The 19474-nt window shown below is 61.7% G+C and carries 18 protein-coding genes and 1 pseudogene; 2 read left to right on the top strand and 17 right to left on the bottom strand.

The features are described from left to right. Nucleotides 1-7: 7 nt before the first annotated feature. The 11 genes from DSD28_RS01460 to DSD28_RS01410 form a co-directional block, all read right to left on the bottom strand. The gene (locus DSD28_RS01460; protein WP_119254576.1) at nucleotides 8-1384 is read right to left on the bottom strand and encodes an NAD-dependent succinate-semialdehyde dehydrogenase; all 1377 of its coding nucleotides are present in this window, start codon (nucleotides 1382-1384) and stop codon (nucleotides 8-10) included. Continuing rightward, nucleotides 1381-2172: a hydroxypyruvate isomerase family protein gene (locus tag DSD28_RS01455; RefSeq protein WP_119254575.1), complete on the bottom strand. Its 792-nt coding sequence runs from the start codon at nucleotides 2170-2172 to the stop codon at nucleotides 1381-1383. Before DSD28_RS01455 ends, DSD28_RS01460 begins: the two co-directional genes overlap by 4 nt. A 12-nt stretch (nucleotides 2173-2184) precedes the next feature. Further along, complete coding sequence (gene rraA, locus DSD28_RS01450) at nucleotides 2185-2658, bottom strand: ribonuclease E activity regulator RraA (RefSeq protein ID WP_119254574.1); 474 nt, start codon at nucleotides 2656-2658, stop codon at nucleotides 2185-2187. Between the two features lie 10 nt (nucleotides 2659-2668). Next, a complete protein-coding gene (otnC, locus tag DSD28_RS01445; RefSeq protein ID WP_119254573.1) occupies nucleotides 2669-3307 on the bottom strand; it encodes a 3-oxo-tetronate 4-phosphate decarboxylase in 639 nt (212 codons plus the stop codon). Beyond that, nucleotides 3304-4575 carry a 3-oxo-tetronate kinase gene (gene otnK, locus DSD28_RS01440; RefSeq protein WP_119254572.1) on the bottom strand — a complete coding sequence of 424 codons (1272 nt, stop codon included), beginning with the start codon at nucleotides 4573-4575 and terminating at the stop codon, nucleotides 3304-3306. Before otnK ends, otnC begins: the two co-directional genes overlap by 4 nt. A 34-nt stretch (nucleotides 4576-4609) precedes the next feature. Continuing rightward, nucleotides 4610-5269 (bottom strand): arylsulfatase, encoded by a 660-nt coding sequence (locus DSD28_RS01435; protein WP_119254571.1) that lies wholly within the window; start codon nucleotides 5267-5269, stop codon nucleotides 4610-4612. Between the two features lie 60 nt (nucleotides 5270-5329). Beyond that, nucleotides 5330-6406, bottom strand: coding sequence for an ABC transporter ATP-binding protein (locus DSD28_RS01430; RefSeq protein WP_119254570.1), 1077 nt, complete (start codon nucleotides 6404-6406; stop codon nucleotides 5330-5332). Then, nucleotides 6399-8159, bottom strand: a complete 1761-nt coding sequence (locus DSD28_RS01425; RefSeq protein WP_119254569.1) for an ABC transporter permease — start codon at nucleotides 8157-8159, stop codon at nucleotides 6399-6401. The genes DSD28_RS01430 and DSD28_RS01425 overlap by 8 nt, the downstream gene beginning before the upstream one ends. 64 nt (nucleotides 8160-8223) lie before the next feature. Beyond that, nucleotides 8224-9330: an ABC transporter substrate-binding protein gene (locus DSD28_RS01420; protein WP_119254568.1), complete on the bottom strand. Its 1107-nt coding sequence runs from the start codon at nucleotides 9328-9330 to the stop codon at nucleotides 8224-8226. Between the two features lie 130 nt (nucleotides 9331-9460). Beyond that, complete coding sequence (locus tag DSD28_RS01415) at nucleotides 9461-10552, bottom strand: isocitrate/isopropylmalate dehydrogenase family protein (protein WP_119254952.1); 1092 nt, start codon at nucleotides 10550-10552, stop codon at nucleotides 9461-9463. 88 nt (nucleotides 10553-10640) lie between these two features. After that, a complete protein-coding gene (locus DSD28_RS01410) occupies nucleotides 10641-11576 on the bottom strand; it encodes a GntR family transcriptional regulator (protein ID WP_245424702.1) in 936 nt (311 codons plus the stop codon). A 172-nt stretch (nucleotides 11577-11748) separates the two neighbouring features. Between DSD28_RS01410 and acnA the strand changes: the two genes are divergently transcribed. After that, on the top strand, nucleotides 11749-14313 hold the full coding sequence (acnA, locus tag DSD28_RS01405; protein ID WP_119254566.1) for an aconitate hydratase AcnA: 2565 nt from the start codon (nucleotides 11749-11751) through the stop codon (nucleotides 14311-14313). Here acnA and DSD28_RS26355 read toward each other — a convergent pair. Beyond that, nucleotides 14299-14403: pseudogene (locus DSD28_RS26355) on the bottom strand (helix-turn-helix domain-containing protein); the annotation flags it as partial. The gene acnA and the pseudogene DSD28_RS26355 sit on opposite strands and share 15 nt — an antisense overlap. Before the next feature lie 163 nt (nucleotides 14404-14566). Here DSD28_RS26355 and DSD28_RS01395 point away from each other — a divergent pair. Further along, nucleotides 14567-15304 carry a sce7726 family protein gene (locus tag DSD28_RS01395; protein WP_119254564.1) on the top strand — a complete coding sequence of 246 codons (738 nt, stop codon included), beginning with the start codon at nucleotides 14567-14569 and terminating at the stop codon, nucleotides 15302-15304. A 7-nt stretch (nucleotides 15305-15311) separates the two neighbouring features. On the opposite strand, the gene DSD28_RS01390 is transcribed toward DSD28_RS01395, so the two are convergent. The 5 genes from DSD28_RS01390 to DSD28_RS01370 form a co-directional block, all read right to left on the bottom strand. After that, nucleotides 15312-16382 carry a beta family protein gene (locus tag DSD28_RS01390; RefSeq protein ID WP_119254563.1) on the bottom strand — a complete coding sequence of 357 codons (1071 nt, stop codon included), beginning with the start codon at nucleotides 16380-16382 and terminating at the stop codon, nucleotides 15312-15314. Between the two features lie 17 nt (nucleotides 16383-16399). Next, nucleotides 16400-16900, bottom strand: coding sequence for an ImmA/IrrE family metallo-endopeptidase (locus DSD28_RS01385; RefSeq protein WP_119254562.1), 501 nt, complete (start codon nucleotides 16898-16900; stop codon nucleotides 16400-16402). A 9-nt stretch (nucleotides 16901-16909) separates the two neighbouring features. Continuing rightward, nucleotides 16910-17350 (bottom strand): hypothetical protein, encoded by a 441-nt coding sequence (locus DSD28_RS01380; protein WP_119254561.1) that lies wholly within the window; start codon nucleotides 17348-17350, stop codon nucleotides 16910-16912. Nucleotides 17351-17500: 150 nt separating this feature from the next. Then, entirely contained in the window at nucleotides 17501-18211 is a 711-nt protein-coding gene (gene scpB, locus DSD28_RS01375; protein ID WP_119254560.1) for an SMC-Scp complex subunit ScpB, read from the bottom strand. Further along, complete coding sequence (locus DSD28_RS01370) at nucleotides 18208-19161, bottom strand: DUF1403 family protein (protein ID WP_119254559.1); 954 nt, start codon at nucleotides 19159-19161, stop codon at nucleotides 18208-18210. Before DSD28_RS01370 ends, scpB begins: the two co-directional genes overlap by 4 nt. Nucleotides 19162-19474 lie beyond the last annotated feature (313 nt).

The following is a 19474-nucleotide window of genomic DNA, read 5'->3' as shown; positions in this document are numbered from 1 at the left end:
CGGGACCTCACTTGGCTGGACCGATCCAGACGGTCTTGATGTTGACGAATTCGCGGATGCCGTAGACGCCAAGCTCGCGCCCGTAACCGGAACGCTTGATGCCGCCGAAGGGGTAGCGTGGATCCGAAGCGGTCATGCCGTTGATGAAGACGGCGCCGGACTCGATGCGGGAGGCAAGATGGCGGGCGCGAACGAGATCGCCCGTCCAGAGTGCGGCGCCAAGACCGTATTCGCTGTCATTGGCCATGGCCACGGCCTCGTCGGCGTCCTTTGCCCGGATGATGGCGGCGACCGGACCGAAGGTCTCCTCACGGAACGCGGTCATGCCGGGCTTGACGTGGTCGAGCACCGTCGGCGGATAATAGAAGCCATCGCCCTCGATCGGCTCGCCGCCGAGCTTCAGCACCGCTCCTTCGGCGAGCGAGCGCTTCACCTGCTCGTGCAGGCTGGTGCGCAGGTTCTCGCGGGCCATCGGGCCGATCTTCGTATCGCGCTCCATGGGATCGCCGATCTTCAGCGCGGCGGCTTTCTCCACGAAGAGATCCGAGAAGTGGTCGGCCACCGCCGCCTCGACGATGAAGCGCTTGGCGTTGACGCAGGACTGGCCGACATTGATATAGCGCGCCTTGACGGCGGTCTCGGCCGCCGCCTCGAGATCGGCATCGGCGAGCACGATGAAGGGGTCGGAGCCGCCAAGTTCCAGAACCTGCTTCTTCAGCGCCTTGCCGGCCTGCGCCGCGACGATGGCGCCAACCTCCGTCGAGCCGGTCAGCGTGACTGCGGCGATCCGCTCGTCGGCGATGATCGAGGCAACCTTGGAATTGTCGATGAGCAGCGTCGCCGTCAGACCGACCGGCGCGCCCGCCGCCTCCATGATCTGCTGCACGGCGAGTGCACATTCCGGCACGTTGTTGGCGTGCTTGAGAATTGCCCCATTGCCAGCGGCGAGCGCCGGGGCGGCGAAGCGGAAATACTGCCAGAACGGATAATTCCACGGCATGATCGCCAGCACCACGCCGAGTGGCTCGAAAGCAACAACGCTTTCACTCGCATTGGACGCGACCGGTTCGTCGGCAAGATAGCTCGGCGCGTGCTCCGCGTAGAAATCGCAGTTGTAGGCGCATTTCTCGATTTCGGCCTCGGCTTCGACGAGCGGCTTGCCCATCTCGCGCACGATCATCTCGGCGTAGCGGACCTTGCCGGACCGCAATGCAGCCGCCATGCGGACCAGCAAGGCGGCTCTCTCGGTCACCGGCACCTGGCGCCAGGCGTGCTGTGCGCGGGAGGCCGCTGCCAGCGCAGCATCGATGGCGGCATCGTCCTGCAGGTCGAAGATCCTGATCGGCGTGTTGGTGGCGGGGTTGACCGAGGTGATCGTCGTCATGGGGAAACCTTTTCGGAAAGAAGCCGCTTCCAGCCCGGCAGAAAGGCTGCGCTTGCGGATGTCGTGACGGAGGGGATGTATTCGAAGCCGATGGCGCCCGCGTAGCCGGCCCCCTGCAAGGCCGCCAGGATGCGGTCGAAGGCGAGCGCGCCGGTTCCGGGCTCATGGCGGCCCGGATGATCGGCAGCATGGACATGGCCGATGCGTTTCGCGTTCTGTGCAACCCAGCGCACCGGATCCTCACCGAGGACAGCTGCATGATATGTATCGAACAGTAAGTCGAAACAGCCGTGGAACTGATCCTGCAATTGCGCGGTCAGAGCAAGGCTGCCCATATGATAGCCGGGAATAGTGATCGCCTCGACGAGGACACGCACGCCGCTGCCCTGTGCCCGGATCAATGCCCAGGACAGGTTGAGCCGGTAGGTCTCCGCGGCATCCAGAACATCACCCTTCGGCACGCCGGCCATCGGATGGACAAAGGGGCAACCGATCGCCACGGCATAGTCAAGCGCGCGATCAAAGCCGGCGCGGAATTCGGCCTCGCGACCGGATAGCGCGGCAAGGCCTTTCTCTCCCCTGTTCGCATCGCCCATGCCTGACGTGACCTGCGAGAAGGTGAGGCCGAGATCAGCGAGAAGCGCCCGCATATCCTTCGCCGGGATCGACCAAGGTTCGGGATGCTCGATGGCGGTGAACCCATCGCGCGCGGCCGCCGCCGGCCGCTCGACAAGCGGCAGATCAGTGTAGAGATAGCCGATGTGGGCCGAGAAACGCTGTCGAGTCATGGTGCCTGATCCTCAACGCAGATCGCGGGCGCTCACCAGCACGCCGTCGGCGTCCGCATAGAGGTAAAGGTCAGGGGTGAAGGCAACGCCGCCGAAGTGGACCGGGCCACCGGCCTTTCCCGCACCGTCCTTCACAGACTTCTTTGGAGTCACCGAAAGGCAGAAGACGGCGACGACCATCTCGTTGATCTCCGCGCTGTCACGCACCGCGCCATTGATGACGATGCCGGCCCAACCGTTATCTCGCAGGATCATCGCGATCTGGTCGCCGAGAAGCGCGACACGGCTCGACGCCCCACCGTCGACAACCATGACCCTGCCCTCACCCGGCTTCTGCAGCTCGGCTTTCAGGAGCGCGTTGTCCTCGAAGCATTTGACCGTCATGATCGGTCCGGAGAACGACTTCTTCTTTCCCAATTTCACGAAGGGAAGGTCGCAAAAATGTACTTCTTCGCCATGGGCGTCGACGAGATCTGCGGTTTTCATGGGTACTCCTTCAATAGCCGCTAAAGACGGCCTTCAACTCTTCGACATTTTCAGGGGACAGCATTCGCTTCGGCGCATCACGCAGGAGGACAAGTAACTTTGCGGTCTCTTCGAGTTCCTCGGCGGCGTAGACGGCTGAAGTAATGTCCTTTCCAGTGACCACAGGCCCATGATTGGCGAGCAGCACGGCTGCATATCGTCCGCCGAGATCCCGGATCATATCGCCCATTCCTTCATCGCCAGGCTTGACGTAGGGCAGCAACTTCACCTCGCCGACGCGCATCACGACGTAGGGTGTAAGCGGCGGAATGCAGTCCTGCGGATCGATATCCGTTAGGCAGGAAAGGGCGGTGGCGAAGGTCGAATGCAGGTGAACCACCGCGCCTGTCTGCGGACGCGTTTCGTAGAATGCCCGGTGCAGGAACACTTCCTTCGATGGCTTGTCGCCGGCGATATGGTTGCCGTCCCGGTCGAGCTTCGAGATTTTCGCCGGATCGAGAAAGCCGAGGCACGAATTCGTCGGTGTCATCAGGATCCCGTCGTCGACCGCCGCACTGACGTTTCCGGCGGATCCAACGGAGAAACCACGATCGAACAGCGATTTCGAAAGACGGGCGATCTCCTCACGCAGCCTGCTTTCCGAACTCATTTGCCAGCAAGCCTTTCCAGCGCCTTGTTGAAGAAATGGGGCGTGCCGAAATTGCCGGACTTCAGGGCGAGCGCCACGGGCCTGTCCCCGCCGGAAAGCAGTACCGGCACGCCCGGGTCAATCTCGGCTCCAATCGTCAACGCGCCGAGATCGAGCGCCGAGACAACCGCGCCCGACGTTTCCCCGCCTGCAACGACCAGCCGGCGAATGCCGGCCTTGATGAGTTCTCGAGCCGTGGAGGCGAAAAGCGCGTCGAGCGCTGTCGCGACGTTTTCCCGACCGAAACGCTCCTGGATGGCCCGAACCTCGTCAGGCGTGCCCGACGAATAAACCAGAGGCGCGCTACCTTGGTTTTGCAGAAGGAAGGAAACAAGGTTGGACATGGTCACCGAGCCGTCCATGACGCCGGCGACGTCGATGGCGAGGGTCGGATGACTCTTACGATGGAGATCAACCTGTCCGCGGGTCGCACCCGAGCAGCTACCGGCGAGGATGGCCTCCGGCCCCTCAAGCCCGATCACCTCCGCACCCATACCGGACGCAAGGCCCTGCCCGATGAAGTGCGCGGCAAGGCCTATTGCGATACCTGAGCCACCGGTGACAAGGCGGTGGGAAGCTGCGGCGCGACCAATGGCGACGAGATCATCATCGGTGATCGCGTCGACGATGACGAGCGTGCGTCCTTGCCGTGCATTCTCCGCCAAGGCCTCTTCGACGGCCACAGAGCCCTCGTAGACGACGCCGATATCGACATGCCCGACATCAGCCGTCGTCTGAAGCCTTAGCCAACGGCGGATATCCGCATCCGTCATCGGGTTGAGTGGGTGGTTTTGGAGGCCCGATTCGTTGAGAAGCTGATCCTTCACGAAGAGGTGGCCCTGATAGATCGTCCGGCCAGCGCCAGGGAACGCCGGGCATACGATCACGCCTTTGACGCCCAGTTCCCCGGCAAGCGCTTCCGCAACGGGACCGATGTTTCCGGCCGGCGTCGAATCGAAGGTCGAGCAATACTTGAAGACGATCTGCCTGCAGCCCTGATCCAAGAGCCAACGAAGGGCGGCAAGCGATTGTTCGATAGCAGACGCCGGCTCGATCGAGCGGCTCTTCAGCGCAATCACGCCGGCCTCGACTTCTGCGGCGGCCTTGTCCCTTGGCACGCCGAGATATTGCACGGTTCGAAGACCACCCTGCCCTGGCAGGCCCTTGGCGAGCGTGTTGGCGATATCGCTCGCTCCGGTAAAATCGTCAGCTATGACGCCAAGAAGCATTTCCGTCTCTCTTTCTTTCGAGCGCTCGGGATTTTCAACCGATAAGGTTTTTCAACTTCGCCACGGCAGCGTCCGGGCTCGTCAGGACCGGGATGGAGGTTGCTGCCGCCACAGCGCTACGCGCCCGGGCCGTCGAGAAATGGGCAAGGGTGATCGCGTCGAAACCGGAAATCCCGGCGGCAGCGTTCGCGACAAGCCGGTTGTGGGTTTCGATATCGCCCGCCCTGACCGCTTCGATCGCGCCTTCGACAAGAAAGCTTGCAATCGTCGCACCGGGATTGAGCCGCGCCGCTTCCTCGTGGAATTCCACCTCCATCCCCTCGCGCGCCGGCGGGAAGGTGTAGAGCATGGCAGTCCGGCCGCCCTTGCGGATGGCGGCCTCGAACATCGCCTCGTTCGGTTTCAGCACCGGAATGTCGACCGCGGTGGCAGCGTGCTCGATGGCCCGGCCAAACGCTGAACAGGTGAAGAGAACGGCGGCGCTGCCGATCTGTCTGGCATATTGCGTCAGCGCCACGACACGGTCCGTCAGGGCATCGGTGATGTCGCTGCTTTTGGCACGGTCGGGCGAGAGGCTGTCTTCGAGCAAATTGACCACATCGGCCTCCGGCCAAGCGGAGGCGAAGGCCAGTCTGATCGGCTCCATCGCGATCGGCGTCGCATGGACGAGCGTGATACGGGGCTGTCTGGACATGTCGTTCCCTTAAAGAGGAGCGGTCGCCGGGAGGAGCGGCGACCGCCAATGGCGGCCTTGCTAGCGCTGGCCTGCCGAGAAGACCCAGACGCTTTCGGAGGGAATGCGCGCCCAGACAGTGCCGGTTGAGAGCTGCTTTGCGCCATGCGCCTTGGCGACGAAATCGCCGCGACGCAGGCGATATTCCCAGCGGTCGCCGAGATAGATGCTGTCGTCGAGGTTCATTTCGAGACCGCCGGCCTGCGGCTGGTCGCTGACACTGATCTGCTCGACGCGAATGACCGCGCGTGCCTCGTCCGATGCCGCAATCCCCGCGGCCTCGCGCACCGTGCCGTCGAGGCTCCAGTTCTCCCCGCCGATGACGGCACTCTTGCCATCGACCGATTTGACCTTGGCCTTGACGATGTTGTTCGCGCCGAGGAAATCCGCCGAATAGAAACTGTTCGGGTTGGAGTAGATTTCCTGCGGCCCGCCCTGCTGGACGATGCGGCCATCCTGCAACAGCAGGATATTGTCGGCGGCGGCAAGCGCCTCGCTCTGGTCATGCGTCACGAGGATCGCGCAGATTTCGAGGTCGAGGATCAGCTTGCGGATCCAGTAGCGGGCCTCCTCGCGCAGTTTGGCATCGAGGTTGGAAAGCGGCTCATCGAGAAGCAGCACACGCGGCTCATAGACCAGCGCCCGGCAGATTGCGACGCGCTGCTGCTGGCCGCCGGAAAGCTGCGAGGGGAAGCGATCGGCAAGGTGGCCAAGACCCATGCGGTCGAGGATCGCCTGGACGCGCTTCTCGATGTCGGCCTGCGTGACGCCACGCAACTTCAGGCCATAGCCGACATTTTCCTTGACCGTCCGGTGCGGCCAGAGTGCGTAGGACTGGAAGACGAGGCCGATATTGCGCTGCTCGGGCGGAAGCGCCAGCTTCTTCTCGCCATCCAGCACGGTCTTGCCGCCGATGACGATCTGGCCGATTTCCGGTTGTTCGAGGCCGGCGATGCAGCGCAGCAGGGTGGTTTTGCCGCTGCCCGAGGCTCCGAGCAGGGCGACGATGGAGCCGCGCTGCGCGGTAAACGACGCGCCCTTTAGGATCTGCAGACCGCCCAGCCATTTCTGGACATTGCTGACGACGAGTTCAGTCATGGATTTTTGCTCCCAAACGGAGGGCGAGTGCGAGGCCTGCGCCCGTCAAGACGATGCTGATGAGGGAAAGGGCGGCGATCGTGTTCATGGCGCCGGTCTGCAGGAGCGAGACCATCAGCGAGCCGATGACTTCCGTGCCAGCGCCCATGAGATAGACGCCCGTCGCATATTCACGAAGGAAGATGATCATGATCAGCGCCCAGGCGCCGGCAAGACCGGGCCGGACGATCGGGATAACCACGTCCTTCCAGGTGCGGCCGATGGTGGCGCCTGTGGTGCGGGCGGACTCTTCCAGTTCTGGCGCAACCTGGATCAGCGTGCCTTGGAGGAGACGCAGGCCATAGGACAGACCCACGACGACATAGGCGATGAAGAGGCTGACCAGCGTCGGGCGCAGCGGCGTAAGCAGCGGCACGAACAGGAAGACCCAGAAGAAGGCGAGGCCGATCACGAGGCCTGGGAGGGCGCGCGGAAGAAGCACGATATAGTCGAGCACGGTGTTCGACAGGCCCCAGTTGCGATGTCCGGCAAGGCCGACCATCAGATAGATGCCGACCGCGACGGCGCCGCCGACCACGGAGAGCAGTACCGTGTTGATGATGCCACGCACGAGGCTCGGGACTTCCAGCATGCGATCGAAGTTCGAAAAGGTAAGCTGGTCCCAAAGATTGACGCCCTCGCCCCAGGCATCGACGAAGGCACGTACTGCAATGCCACCGATCGGCAGGACAACGGAGACGAAAAGCCAGAAGCCGATGATCGAAAGCGCGATGACCTGGCCGCTCGTGCCGAGCTTCAGGGTCGAGACGCGGGCGCCCTTGCCACCCATCGCGGCATATTTGCGGGCATTTCGGAGCAGCCGGCGCTGCATCCAGACGAGCGGCAGCGTGATCAGCACGAGCACGACGGCGACAACGGCCATCAGTTGATAGGTTGGCGTGCCGAACAGGGTGGTGAGCTTGTAGATATAGGTCGTCAGCACCATGATGCCGTTCGGATCGCCCAGAACAAGCGGAATGCCGAAGGTCTCGAAACCGAGCAGGATGTTGAGCGACGCGGCGAAGATCAGCGCCGGCAGCACCATGGGGAGCGTCACGTCACGCGACACCTGCCAGATGGAGGCACCGGTCGTGCGGGCAGCCTCTTCGAGGTCCGACGGCAGGTTTCGCATGGCCGAGGAAACATAGAGATAGACATGCGGCACATGGCTGAGGCCGGCGATCAGGATCATGCCAGGCAAGCTGTAGATGTTCCACGGCACGAAGCCTATGAGGCCGCGAATGAAGAGCGAGACGAAACCGGTCGGGCCGACGGAAACCGTGTAGCCGAAGGCCAGCACGATCGAGGAAATGAACATAGGCACAAGCACGAAGATTTCGAGCAGGCGCTTACCCTTGATGTCAGTGCGCGTAATCAGGAAAGCGAGCAGCCCTCCAAGCGGCACGGCGATCGCGACCATGCCAAAGGAGAAGACCGCGGTGGTCCCGAGAGCCTTGTAGAAATTCTTGTCGGTGAAGACGTATTTGTAGGCATCGAGGCCGAATTTCGCCCGCGGACTGAAGAAGGCGGCCGTCAGGAAACTCTGGTAGATTATCAGGCCGACGGGGGCCAGGACGGCAATCGCCAGAAGCCCGATGACGATACGCCGATACAGGCCGGCATTTCCGTGCCGCGGCATCCTGGCCGGATATTTCTTTTCGGCCGCGGCTTTGGTCAGGTTGACGGCAGCCGGTGCTTGGATTTGGGTGGACATTCTATGCCTCTCGCAAACGGGGGCGGAGCCGCGGCGCGCAACAGACGCCGCGGCCGGCTAAGCATCAGCGGCCGAGGGCAGCTTTCCAGTCGTTGAGGAACTGCACGCGCTTGGTCGGCTCCATATATTCGAGCACGCCTTCATCGACAGCGATCGGCTTCAGGCCACCGCCGACACGCTCGTTCAGCGTCTTGATGTTGAGGCCGGCGGTCACGTCTTCACGCACCGACGGCAGGCCGCCTTCGGCGAGAAGCGACTGCCCTTCAGCCGACAGCATGAAATCGACGAAGAGCTTCGCGGCATTCGCATGCGGCGCATCCTTGGTGATCAGCGCAAGGCGTGAGAAGGCTGGCGTGTAGTCGGCGGCGAAATGCACGCCGAGGTTCGGGCTCTCCTTTACCCAGTCGAGCGCATAGGAGCCGATAATGTTGATGGCGATGACGTTCTCGCCGGAAACCACGGTTTCCTTCATGCCGCCGGAGCTGGAATAAATCTTCGCGCCGTCATCGCCCATGGCCTTGGCCAGATCCCAGAAATCCGGGCGATTGCGCGCATCGTTGGAGTGGTGCAGGAAACCCGAACCGCTCTTTTCCGGATCGAAGGTCGCGACCTTGCCCTGAAGCTCGGTCTTGTTGTCCTTCAGGAAGGCGATCATCTCGGCATAGGTCTTCGGCAGCTTATCTTCGGAAAGCGCCTTGGTGTTGTAGATGACGCCGACCGGCTCGACCGTCGTGCCGAACAGCGTGTTCTTGTAATTGGCCCAGGCCGGCAGATGGCTGGCTTCCGGCGAGGCATATTCGGCGGCATAGCCTTCCTGGACCAGCGTCATCTGCAGGTCCATGGCCGAGCTCCAGACCACGTCGGCCGTGGTCTGGCCGGCGGCGGCCTCCGATATGACCTGATTGTACGCGCCGTTGGTGCCGAGGTCGTTATAGGCGATCTTGATGCCGTATTTCTTGGTAAAGGCGTCCTGCAGCTTCTGCGACTGGGCGGCGTCCGTCGAGGTATAGACCGAGACCGTGCCCTCCTGCTTTGCCGCGGCGATGACCTCGGCATAGTTGGCCGGATAACCGGCGGGAACGTCCTGTGCAAAAGCGGATGCGCCGAAAGCGGTCATGAGCGCCGTGCTAATGGCAAAGACGGCCGAGCGGGCGGATATCGTGCAATTCATCTCTCATCTCCCAAAGATTGGCCCGCGCGTCCAGCGCCTGCGGGCAGGTCATGCGAGGGCCACTCCCTGCCCTCGCCTCCTTCATGCTTTGCATTTTGGATTTCATAAATTCAAAATGCAAATACTCTTGTCAGGCACTTGCGACTTTCCGCTCGCCGCCGGCCCGTACCGCACCCGCGACAAACGCGCCGAACGCATCGGTGTTGGTGGTGCCGCCGAGATCGCGCGTGCGGGTCGCCGGATTGGCGAGAACCTCGTCGACGGCGCGCTCGATTTCCGCCCCCGCCGCCTCGAAATGTGGCAGGCCCCGCTGCTCGCCGAGCCAGCTCAGCATCATCGCCGCGGAAAGGATGAGCGAGGTGGGATTGGCGATGTTCTGGTTTTCGATATCGGGCGCCGAGCCATGCTGTGCCTGGGCGCAGACGAGCCCAGTCTCGGCATTGGCATTGATCGAACCGGCGAGGCCGAGGCTGCCGGAAAGCTCGCTGGCGAGATCCGACAGGATGTCCGAGTAGAAGTTGGTCGCGACGATCACGTCGAAGCGGGAGGGGTCACGCACCAGATGGGCGGCCATCGCATCGATGATGAATTCGTTGAGCGTCACTTCGGGGAATTCCGCGGCGACCTTGCGCACCTGCTGCAGGAACAGGCCGTCCGTCAGGATGAAGTTGTTGGCCTTGTGGACCGCCGTCACCTTCTTGTTGCGCTTCATGGCAAGCAGGAAAGCCTGGCGGGCAATGCGTTCGCAGGCCGATGCCGTGATCTTGCGCACAGAGAGTGCGACGTCGGGGGTGGGCATGAATTCGCCCGTGCCGGCATACATGTTCCGGTCTGGATAAAAGCCTTCCGTTGCCTCGCGCATGATGACGAGGTCCATCTTTTTCGCATCGTTGAGGAACGGGCGCGAGCGGGCCGGACGGACATTGGCATAGAGGTCGAGCTTGACGCGAAAACCGGCGGAGACGTTCACGCCGCCCTTGTCGCGCGCCGGATAATCCATGTGGGACTGCGGCCCGAGGATGACGCCGTCGAAGGTGCGCGCGCGCTCGATGGTCTCGTCGCGCAGTGTCGTGCCGAACTTTTCCAGGCTCGTGAAGCCGGTGTCCTCGAAGTGGTATTCGAGGCCCAGACCGAACGCCGCATCGGCGACCTTAAGGACCTCCATGGTTGCCGCGGTGATTTCCGGGCCGATCCCGTCACACGGCGTCACGAATATTTTCATCAGATACATCTCCCATGAGGCGGCGAGCGACATCGCCCCGTTTCATCACGAGCAGATTATTGGCTTTTTAAATCTGAAAATGCAATCCCTATTTTTCGAGATTGTCTTTTTCGTGCGCCTGGTGCGACCACGACCAAGTGATCGGCGACTTCTTGGAGAGCGCGCCGCTGAGATGCCGGCGCATGGCGTAGGAGGCCTCGACGACCTCGCCGCGCTCAAGAAGATCAAGAATTTCGAGATGTTCCTGGCACTGGCGCACCGTGCGGCTGCGGTCGACGCGGGAGCGGTATTCGAGCAGGCGACGCATCCGGTTCACCCGCACCAGGGAGATGTGGAAGAACGGATTGTTCGCCATCTTGATCAGCTCCTCATGGAAGAGCGCACCATTGTGCAAAAGGCGTTCGGCCGGCAGCCGCTCGATATCCGTATCCAGCATGCGCATCTGAAGCCGGCGTTGCTCCTCGATGATCTTGCGGTCGAGCCGGAATTCGGGCTCCAGCATCGCGGCCGGCTCGATCAGCATGCGGAACCGGTAGATCTGCTCGAAAGCTTCCGGTGTTTTCGCCACGGGCAGGAATCGCCAACCGTATCCCTGCTTGCGCTCCGCCCAGCCTTCGCGGGTCGCACGCATCAAAACGTCGTTGAGCTGCGACTTGGTCAGTTCGTACCGCTCGCGCAGCATCTGCTCGGTGACTTCGGCGGGGATACGGTCCGTAAGCCAGTCTTCGGCCAGCCGCTGGTAGTCGTTGGCGACCTCGAAGGGCTCGGCATCGTCACGGACCTGCTCAACGACGCCACCCGCGGTCTCCCGGACGAAAAAGCCGCGGTTTTCCTTCTGCTCCAGCAGACCCTGCGTCGCCAGCATGTCCATCGCCTCGCGCACCGGCGAGCGGGAAACACCGAAGCGATCGGCCAATTGCTGCGTCTTCAGATGATCACCCACCGAAAGCTCGCCGGAGGTGACGAGTAGCGTGATCTCGTTCGCGATGGTCTGGGCGAGCTGGCTGGAGCGCATGGGTTTCATCCGGTCTTCTGAAGCAATCGGCGGGAGGTTATTCCATGGCGAGCACAAAGGAAACAACAAGCGGCAAATTTTGCATATCACGCCGGTTAAAAGCCAAAGGTCTCGCTATATTTCGTTGACATTCTCCAATAATTGGTTTTTTAAGCATTAAAAATCATATTTGGAGTTGTGCATGGCCATACAGATCGAAACTGCGACTGGTGCCGTCGGGGCCATCGATCTTCGCGCGGCATTCGCGGATGTCGAGCGCCTGCCGTTCGTATTGCGCATCCTCCTCGAAAACGTCGCCCGCCGCGATCCCGACCGGCTGCCCGCCTTCACCGATGCGCTGTGGAATTGGCTCACCGAAGGTACGAGCGAGGCCGAGGTGGATTTCCATCCCTCCCGCGTCCTCATGCACGATACGACCTGCGTTCCGGCGCTCGTGGATATCGCCGCCATGCGCGACGCGATCGCGGAGGCCGGCGGCGACCCATCGAGCCTGACGCCCATGCTTCCCATCGATGTCTCCGTGGACCACAGCGTGGCGGTCGACTGGTATGGCCGCAGCGGCGCCCGCGAACACAATATGAGCCGCGAGATGGAGCGCAACGGCGAGCGCTACAGGCTGATGAAATGGGCAACCACCGCGCTTCCGGGCGTGCGCGTGCATCCACCCGGTACCGGCATCATGCACACGCTGAACCTCGAACAGCTCGCGACCGTGATAGATGTCGCGGAGCGCGATGGCCGGCGCTTTGCCGCGCCCGACACGCTGATCGGAACGGACAGCCATACGCCGATGATCAACGGCATCGGCGTGCTTGCCTGGGGGGTCGGGGGCCTCGAAGCCGAAAGCGTCTTCTTCGGGATGCCGGTGACGATCCGACTGCCGGATGTTGTCGGCGTCCGGCTCACCGGTCGGCTCGGGCCGGGCGTGCTGTCGACGGACCTTGCCCTTGAGGTCACGCACCTTCTCAGGAAACACGGCGTTTCGGGAGAGTTCGTCGAGTTTTTCGGTGAAGGCCTTTCTACGCTCTCCTGCGGCGATCGCGCCGTGGTCGCCAATATGGCACCCGAATACGGCGCTTCGACAGGCTTCTTCCCGATCGACAGACAGACTGTCGCCTATTTACGCCAGACGGGTCGCAGCCCCGAACACTGTGCCTTCGTTGAGGCCGCTGCAAAGGCCCTGGGCCTTTGGTTCACGCCAGCAGCAGTACCACGATACAGCCGCGTGATTGAGCTCGAGCTTTCGGCGATCACACCCCTTCTCGCTGGACCGCGCCGGCCGCAGGACAAGGTGGCGATCTCCGCCGCCGCCGAGGCGCTGGAGGCCGCAAGCGGTCGCCCCTTTGAACCGGGAAAAACCATCCCGGACGGTGCGATCGCCATCGCCGCCATCACAAGCTGCACCAACACCTCCGATCAGCGCCTGTTGGCTGCCGCGGGGCTCGTCGCGCGAAACGCGCGTCGCCTGGGCCTGCGCCCACCGGCCTGGGTCAAAACCTCGCTCGCCCCCGGCTCGCCATCTGCGGAACGCTTTCTCTCCCGCAGCGGCCTGCTTGCCGACCTGGAAGCCCTCGGCTTCGGCATCGTCGGCCATGGCTGCACGACCTGCATCGGCAATTCAGGCCCGTTACAGGCCGACATGGCAGAGGCGATCGCCGAGGGCACGGTCGCCGCCGCCCTGCTCTCCGGCAACCGCAATTTTCCCGGCCGCGTCCATCCCGCCCTTCAATTCGGCTTCCTTGCCGCGCCGCCGCTCGTTGTCGCGCTGTCGCTGTTGGGGAAATTCGCCGTCGATCCGATGAATGCGGACGTTGCACGGGGGCCGCAGGGCGAGGTGATCCGTCTTTGCGACCTCCTGCCTTCCGCCGATGAGATCGACACCGTCGTGCAGCGCTTTTCCGAGCCGGCCGATTTCCGGCAGGCCTTTTCGCAAGCCGCCGAAAACAAGGCCTGGCAGGCACTCGATGCCCCTGCATCCGCGCTCTTTCCCTGGAATGACGCCTCCACCTATCTACGTCGTCCGCCCTTTGCCTCGGCACAGCCAGCCAGCCGCCTCGGCGCCTATAGCGCGCACCCCCTGCTCGTGCTCGGGGACGACATGACGACCGACCATATTTCCCCGGCCGGCCAGATCAGCGCCGCAAGTTATGCCGGTCGTCACCTCGTTTCGCGCGGCGACCCCGCCGACGATCTCAATGTCTATGCCGCCCGGCGCGGCAATTGGGAGGCAATGGTGCGCGGCCTCTTCGACAATCGCGCCGCCCGCAATCTCCTGATTGATGGTCACCCCGCGTCACGCACCATTCATGCGCCGAGCATGGAGGAAGGCCCACTCTGGGAAATCGCCGAACGCTACCGGCAGGACGGCCACTCTGTTGTCCTTGTTGCCGGCGAGCGATACGGCGCCGGCTCCTCGCGCGACTGGGCGGCGAAAGGTGTCGCGCTGCTCGGCGTGCGCGCCGTCATCGCTCGCAGCTTCGAACGGATCCATCGCACGAACCTGATCGGCATGGGCGTACTTCCCATCGCGATCGATACTGCCATTCCCATATCCATCGGCCCGCAGTGTAGGATCGAAGTTGATGCGACCGACGTCGCACCACGAGGTGAAGTTAGCGTGGTCATTCAAAATGCCGATAAGCACCGCACGCGACTTGTCGGAACGGCTGCGGTTCAAACCCAGCGGGAGGTGGAAATTCTCCAAGCTGGAGGCATGATCCAAGCAATCTTATCAGATAGGTTTTGAGCACGCCCGAAACCACCTTCCCGTCACCTCGCGCGGGCCCAGCTCCGTCACGATCCGACGCGCCACCTGCGGCGTGACCCCGAGCCGTCGCGTCGGATTCGGCAAGTGTCGGCTTGCCGCTCAATATTGCAGTGACGATCCACTCGTCGTTAATCGAGGTGTGCTTTCCTGCCCTGAACGATGACTCATTCGTGAAAACTCACCACTTGAAATAAGTGGCAAGGAAGCATCTTGTTAGGCTAGAGGTCGCGCCATGGATATCGTCAATTCTCGTGCCACCGAGGCCACGCTAAAAGCGAAATTTTTGGAGTTCTTGCTGAGTGACGGCAAGATCACTCGCCGCTCGTTGGTTTCGAACGAGTATCAGGTGCACGGGGCGACGCGTCGGGCTGATCTTGCAATCCTTGAACGCGGGCGGTTCGTAGGTGTGGAGATCAAGAGCGAGTTCGATTCTTTATCGCGCCTACAGGGTCAAACGGCCGCCTATCTTCAAGTGTTCGACGATGTCTATGTACTCGTCGCGGAAAAGCACCGCGCGTCCGCGGCAAAAATGCTTTGTGCGGCGGTTTCGCTGTACTCTATTTCCGACGCGGGATTCATAACTGAGGTTCGAGGTCGACAGTCGCTTGACCGGCCTGACGAAGAGACCAGGAAGTCCGCAATTCTCCACGCGTTGCCGAAGACGACGCTGCAACGGCTCGCTATGCGGTTCGATGGGCGCCATTCGCGTCGCGAACTTATGGAAGTTCTACGAGGACACCCGTTAGATGAACTACGCTCAGCTCTCCTTGCTGAGTTTAAGCAGCGCTACAGCGCAACCAGCAAATCGTTCTGGGCACTCGTTTCGCGACGTAGGACGGTAGCAGCTAGCTACCTCCCGGTTCTCAGCCGCTTCGCATCGACCCGCAAGCGCGCAAATGATCATAGCGAAGAACAGAAATCGCGGTGGGAACTCTGGTTATCGCGTCGGCAGTCTGCGCATCCGAGCTAAGATCATTTCAATCGTCGCTCCAATCCTCGTCGGTGTCATATTTACTATTTGGGTCGTCATAAAAGAGTTGCTGCTGAAGATGTATGTTGATTCGCGCAGCGGTTGAGCGCGCCGGCGACACGATGGCTGTTTCATCTCCCGCCGCGGTTCTCTGCACCATCTGCGTTCCCCATACATGGAGATCCTCGTCCCAGTATGGGGAGTTGATGGCACGGGTAGCAGCATCGAAGTAGGCTTGGTCACGGTCGCCAACATCGATCTCTCTGAAGAAGCCCCATTGTCCCACCGTGGCGAGGTCAACCCGAGGGGCGGGAGCTCCGCCGCCGCCATTCTGACGTTCAGCCCGTGCGCTGCCGCGATCGCTGTAGATGAGATTTGAGCCCGGCAGCTGTTCTCGAACTTCGTTGAAGAAACGCCGCTCGTATATCTCCTGCTCGGTACGGTCTGTAAAATCCATAGGGAACGACGAGGCTGAAATCGATACCGCACACGCGGGAACGGCCTCAAGTATGTTTTCGATCGTGTTCTTCGTAGTCAATGCTTGAGTAAGCAAATGCCGGCTAGCCTGCTCAAAATCGAGGACGATGCAAATTTGATCACCGGGCACATATTCCCCGATTGCCTGGGCGACACCCGCCGCCGTCCCAAACAGGTGACTTGGAAACCTCGCGGCTATCCCACGGCCGAGCGACGCCAACAGTTCGATTTGTCGCTCGAGCTCGTCCGGATCCGACAACTGCAAGGCAGGAACGAAATTCTCCCTGCCTTCAAGGAATTCAAACCAATTCCGATAGCCATCGGTCGGTTCTCGCAACTCCTGCAACTCCAAATGCACTGGCCGTGTCCCCGTCTCCCCCGCATCCGGTAAACCAGCATCGACGATCAGCGGACGATCAGGGTAGGCCTCGTCGATCTTGGAAAGAACAGTGTCGAGGTGGCGCGCGCTCGTCCAAGGGCGCAATGTAGAATATGGAAAGAGACGGTCTTTGCTCCTATTCGGAAGCTCTTTCAGTGCGCGAAGCTCCGCCGGCCGGACAGACAATAGAGGTACGTAACTGACGTCATGTAGATCGCGCAACTAGCTCGCCCCTCCCGCTATTTCAAACCGAGTCGAATTTTCATCGCAGCATCTGATACTTCAAATTGACGAGCAAGGTACTCAGGGACGTCATCCACACCAATAAGTTTTGCTCTGTCAAGAGCCTGGTTGATTAAGCGATCAGGCATCAATATGTCGGCAGCAATTCGATTGGCCTCTGCCTCCCTTCGATCGGAAAGCGTTGAACGATAGAGTACATCGTCAGTGATGCCGTCCCCAATCTGCTCTCTGTGCAGTAGGAAGTGTCCAATCTCATGAGCGATGGTGAAGCGCTGCCGCTCAGGTGAATCATGCCGATTGACCCTGATGACGTACCGACCCGGATTAGCCGGATCCGGGCGTATCTCCCCGGAAATTCCTGCGGCCAGCGTCGCAGATTTAATCGTCAGCCCCAGAAGTCGTGCGAGAGCCGACAATTTGACAGGCACGGCTGCTTGGACTTCTTCGAGCGAAGCTCTGGTGGCAGGTGGCAGACTTGACCACTCCCTACTCATCATTTTCGAACCTCACTCGCCATATTCTTTTTCCTCATCGCCGATCAGATCAGAGGCCTGCTCTGCCGCGCGTTGACTCGCGCCTAGCATTCTCTGTCGGTCGACGCGCTCCTCCATAATCTTGCGAAGCTTGCCGTCGTCCATTTGCTTGGTAACTTCCGCCACGATCAAATGGCTGATTTGGTCACGGAGTACTCCTGCCTTTAGTTCGTCATCTACGTGATCGTGGGCAGCCTTCGCGGCTGATTGCTTAAACTGCGCATACCCCCATAGGGCCAGCACAGCGATCCCCACACCAAGCACCGTGACGATGACTGACACGGCTCCCAACATTATCGCAGCTAAGTCAGCATAGGACATTGTCACGCTCTGAAGATCCTCCGGCCCCAAATGGAACCCAACCAATACGCAGATTGCAAAGATCAGTCCCGCCAGGACGCCGACGGCAAACATCAAGCCTTCATATGAAGAATGGCCGCCCTTTGACACTAAAGATATGTTCCCCGTTCGTTCTTCGCAAGCCATTCTAGCCAAATTAGGAGCCATTTCGTCAAGCCCAACGAGTACCGATAATCACGCGATACCGACCCTTGACAACGCTACCTATACATCTTGGGGCTCTTCATCATCCCCGATCAACTTGGCCGGCGCTCGCTCACCATAGTGCAACGTTCCTCGACCTAAGAGCCCCGCATCCTCCAGCGCCTCAATATCCGGCAGGTCGCGCAGCGTCTCCATAGCAAACGCGGTGAGGAACTGTTTCGTCGTGACATAGGTATAGGGCGCACCCGGCGTCGGGCTGCGCGGGCCGGAGGCGAGGAAGCCGGCGCCACGCAGCGCACCGATCGTGTCGCGGCTGACCTCCTTGCCGAAGATTTTCGACAGGTCGCCGCGGGTGATCGGCTGGAAATAGGCGATCGCCATCAGCACCATGGCCTCGAAGTCGGACAGCGCCGGCGCCGCGCTCCGCGTCGAGGCCTGCGACGCCCTGATCGAAACGGCGAAACGCGAGCGCGTTCGGTGCTGCCAGCCGCCGGCGACGAAGACGATCTCGTAGGGCCGGTCACGGAGTTCCTCCTGCAGGTCGTCGATCAAGAGGTCGATGCTGCAGTCCTTGCCGACGACGCGCGCCAGCGTCTCACGGCCGACCGGCTCGGCCGCGGCAAAGATCACCGCCTCGACCCTCAGCATCCATTCGCGCCAGCGCAGGTCCGGCGGCAGATCCACCAGTTCTCGATCCAGGAGGACTTCGTCCTCCGATGTCGATCTGCGGCCTCGTCGCGTGCTGGCCGTCTCTGGTTCGCTCATCATCATAACCCATAGATCCGGAACGAACTGCGACCGGACAATTCGCGGACGGCGCCAAAGCCTTCCAGCCTGTCGAACAGCCGGGTCGCTGCCCAGCGCGAGAGATTGCTGCCGGGCGCCGAGGCCGCCACGGCGTCCTCATTGAGAAGCGCCTGGATGACGGCGCCGGCGCCCTTGGTGCGAACCTTTGGTGCGGTGACGATCAGCGTCTCGGCGCGGCGAGAAATCTCGCCGGCGGTGCGCAGGGCGGCGCCTGTTGCCTCGACGAGAGCAAGGCAGACGGCGCGGGCAAAGGCGGGTTCCCCCGGGCGCACGCGGCCCCTGCCCCCAAGCGTCTTGAAGGCCGGCCCGTAGCGCTCCGCCATCAGCAGCGGCACGGCACAATCCCATTTCAGCAACGCGGCGATCAGCAGGTCGGCAAGCATCCAGGCGAGCGGCTCGGCATCCGGGCGCGCGGCGTGGATGGCCGTGACCAGGTCCGCAGCCGCGAACGGCGCCGGACGGCCGGATTGCAGCGCGTCGTCGGCATGGTCGACGGCCGCGGTGAGCCGATCGTCCCAGGCCAGCCCCAACAGATCGGCGAGCTCCGCCACCGCCTTCGAGGAGAAGGCGGGCTTTCGGACGGAAAGTCTTTTGGTAGCCAAAAGCATCCGGCCGGCCGGCCCCGGATCGTCGCCGGCGCCCGTCAGCAGAACGGCATCGCGCAACGCCGGCTCGTCCTCGCTGCGACCCATCAGCCGCACCGCGACGGCGGCACATTTGAGGGCCTGGCGGGAGCGCCAGCAGCCGGCCCAGGCGGGCGCGGAGCGGACAAGATCATCCAGCGATTTCAACGCGATGCCGGCAGAAAAGGCCGCCGCAAGCGCGTCCGGCTCGCGCCCGCGCGGCAGCGCCCAGCCGGGCAGGGCGGCGGTGAAGGCCGGGACGGCAACGGGCGAGGCGACGGGCAAATCCATGACCGGCATCCTAGGCCAGTTGTGCGGATTGTGCCAGAGATTTGTACGTTAACCGCACAGCTTGTCTTTCGTGTATAATGATGGATAAGATTGCATTATCAATCATTTACGCGATATTAAATTCCCAATTGGCGACTAAACTGGCGATAACTCCCAACTCTTCGAGAGGCCTAACGTCACCAATAATCTGAGACAATGATACGAGTCATTTGGCTCGGCAAACGAGACCTCCTCCTCCGAGATCATTGAATGACCCTCACCCTTTTATGAAGGGGTCGCCCGCATCCTTTTGCAAACGTCGTTTTGCGAAGTA

The sequence above is a fragment of the Shinella zoogloeoides genome (assembly GCF_003574625.1).
In the GTDB taxonomy this organism is placed as follows: domain Bacteria; phylum Pseudomonadota; class Alphaproteobacteria; order Rhizobiales; family Rhizobiaceae; genus Shinella; species Shinella zoogloeoides_A.
Note: the sequence above shows the minus strand (reverse complement) of the source record. Positions and strands in the feature narration are given on the sequence as shown.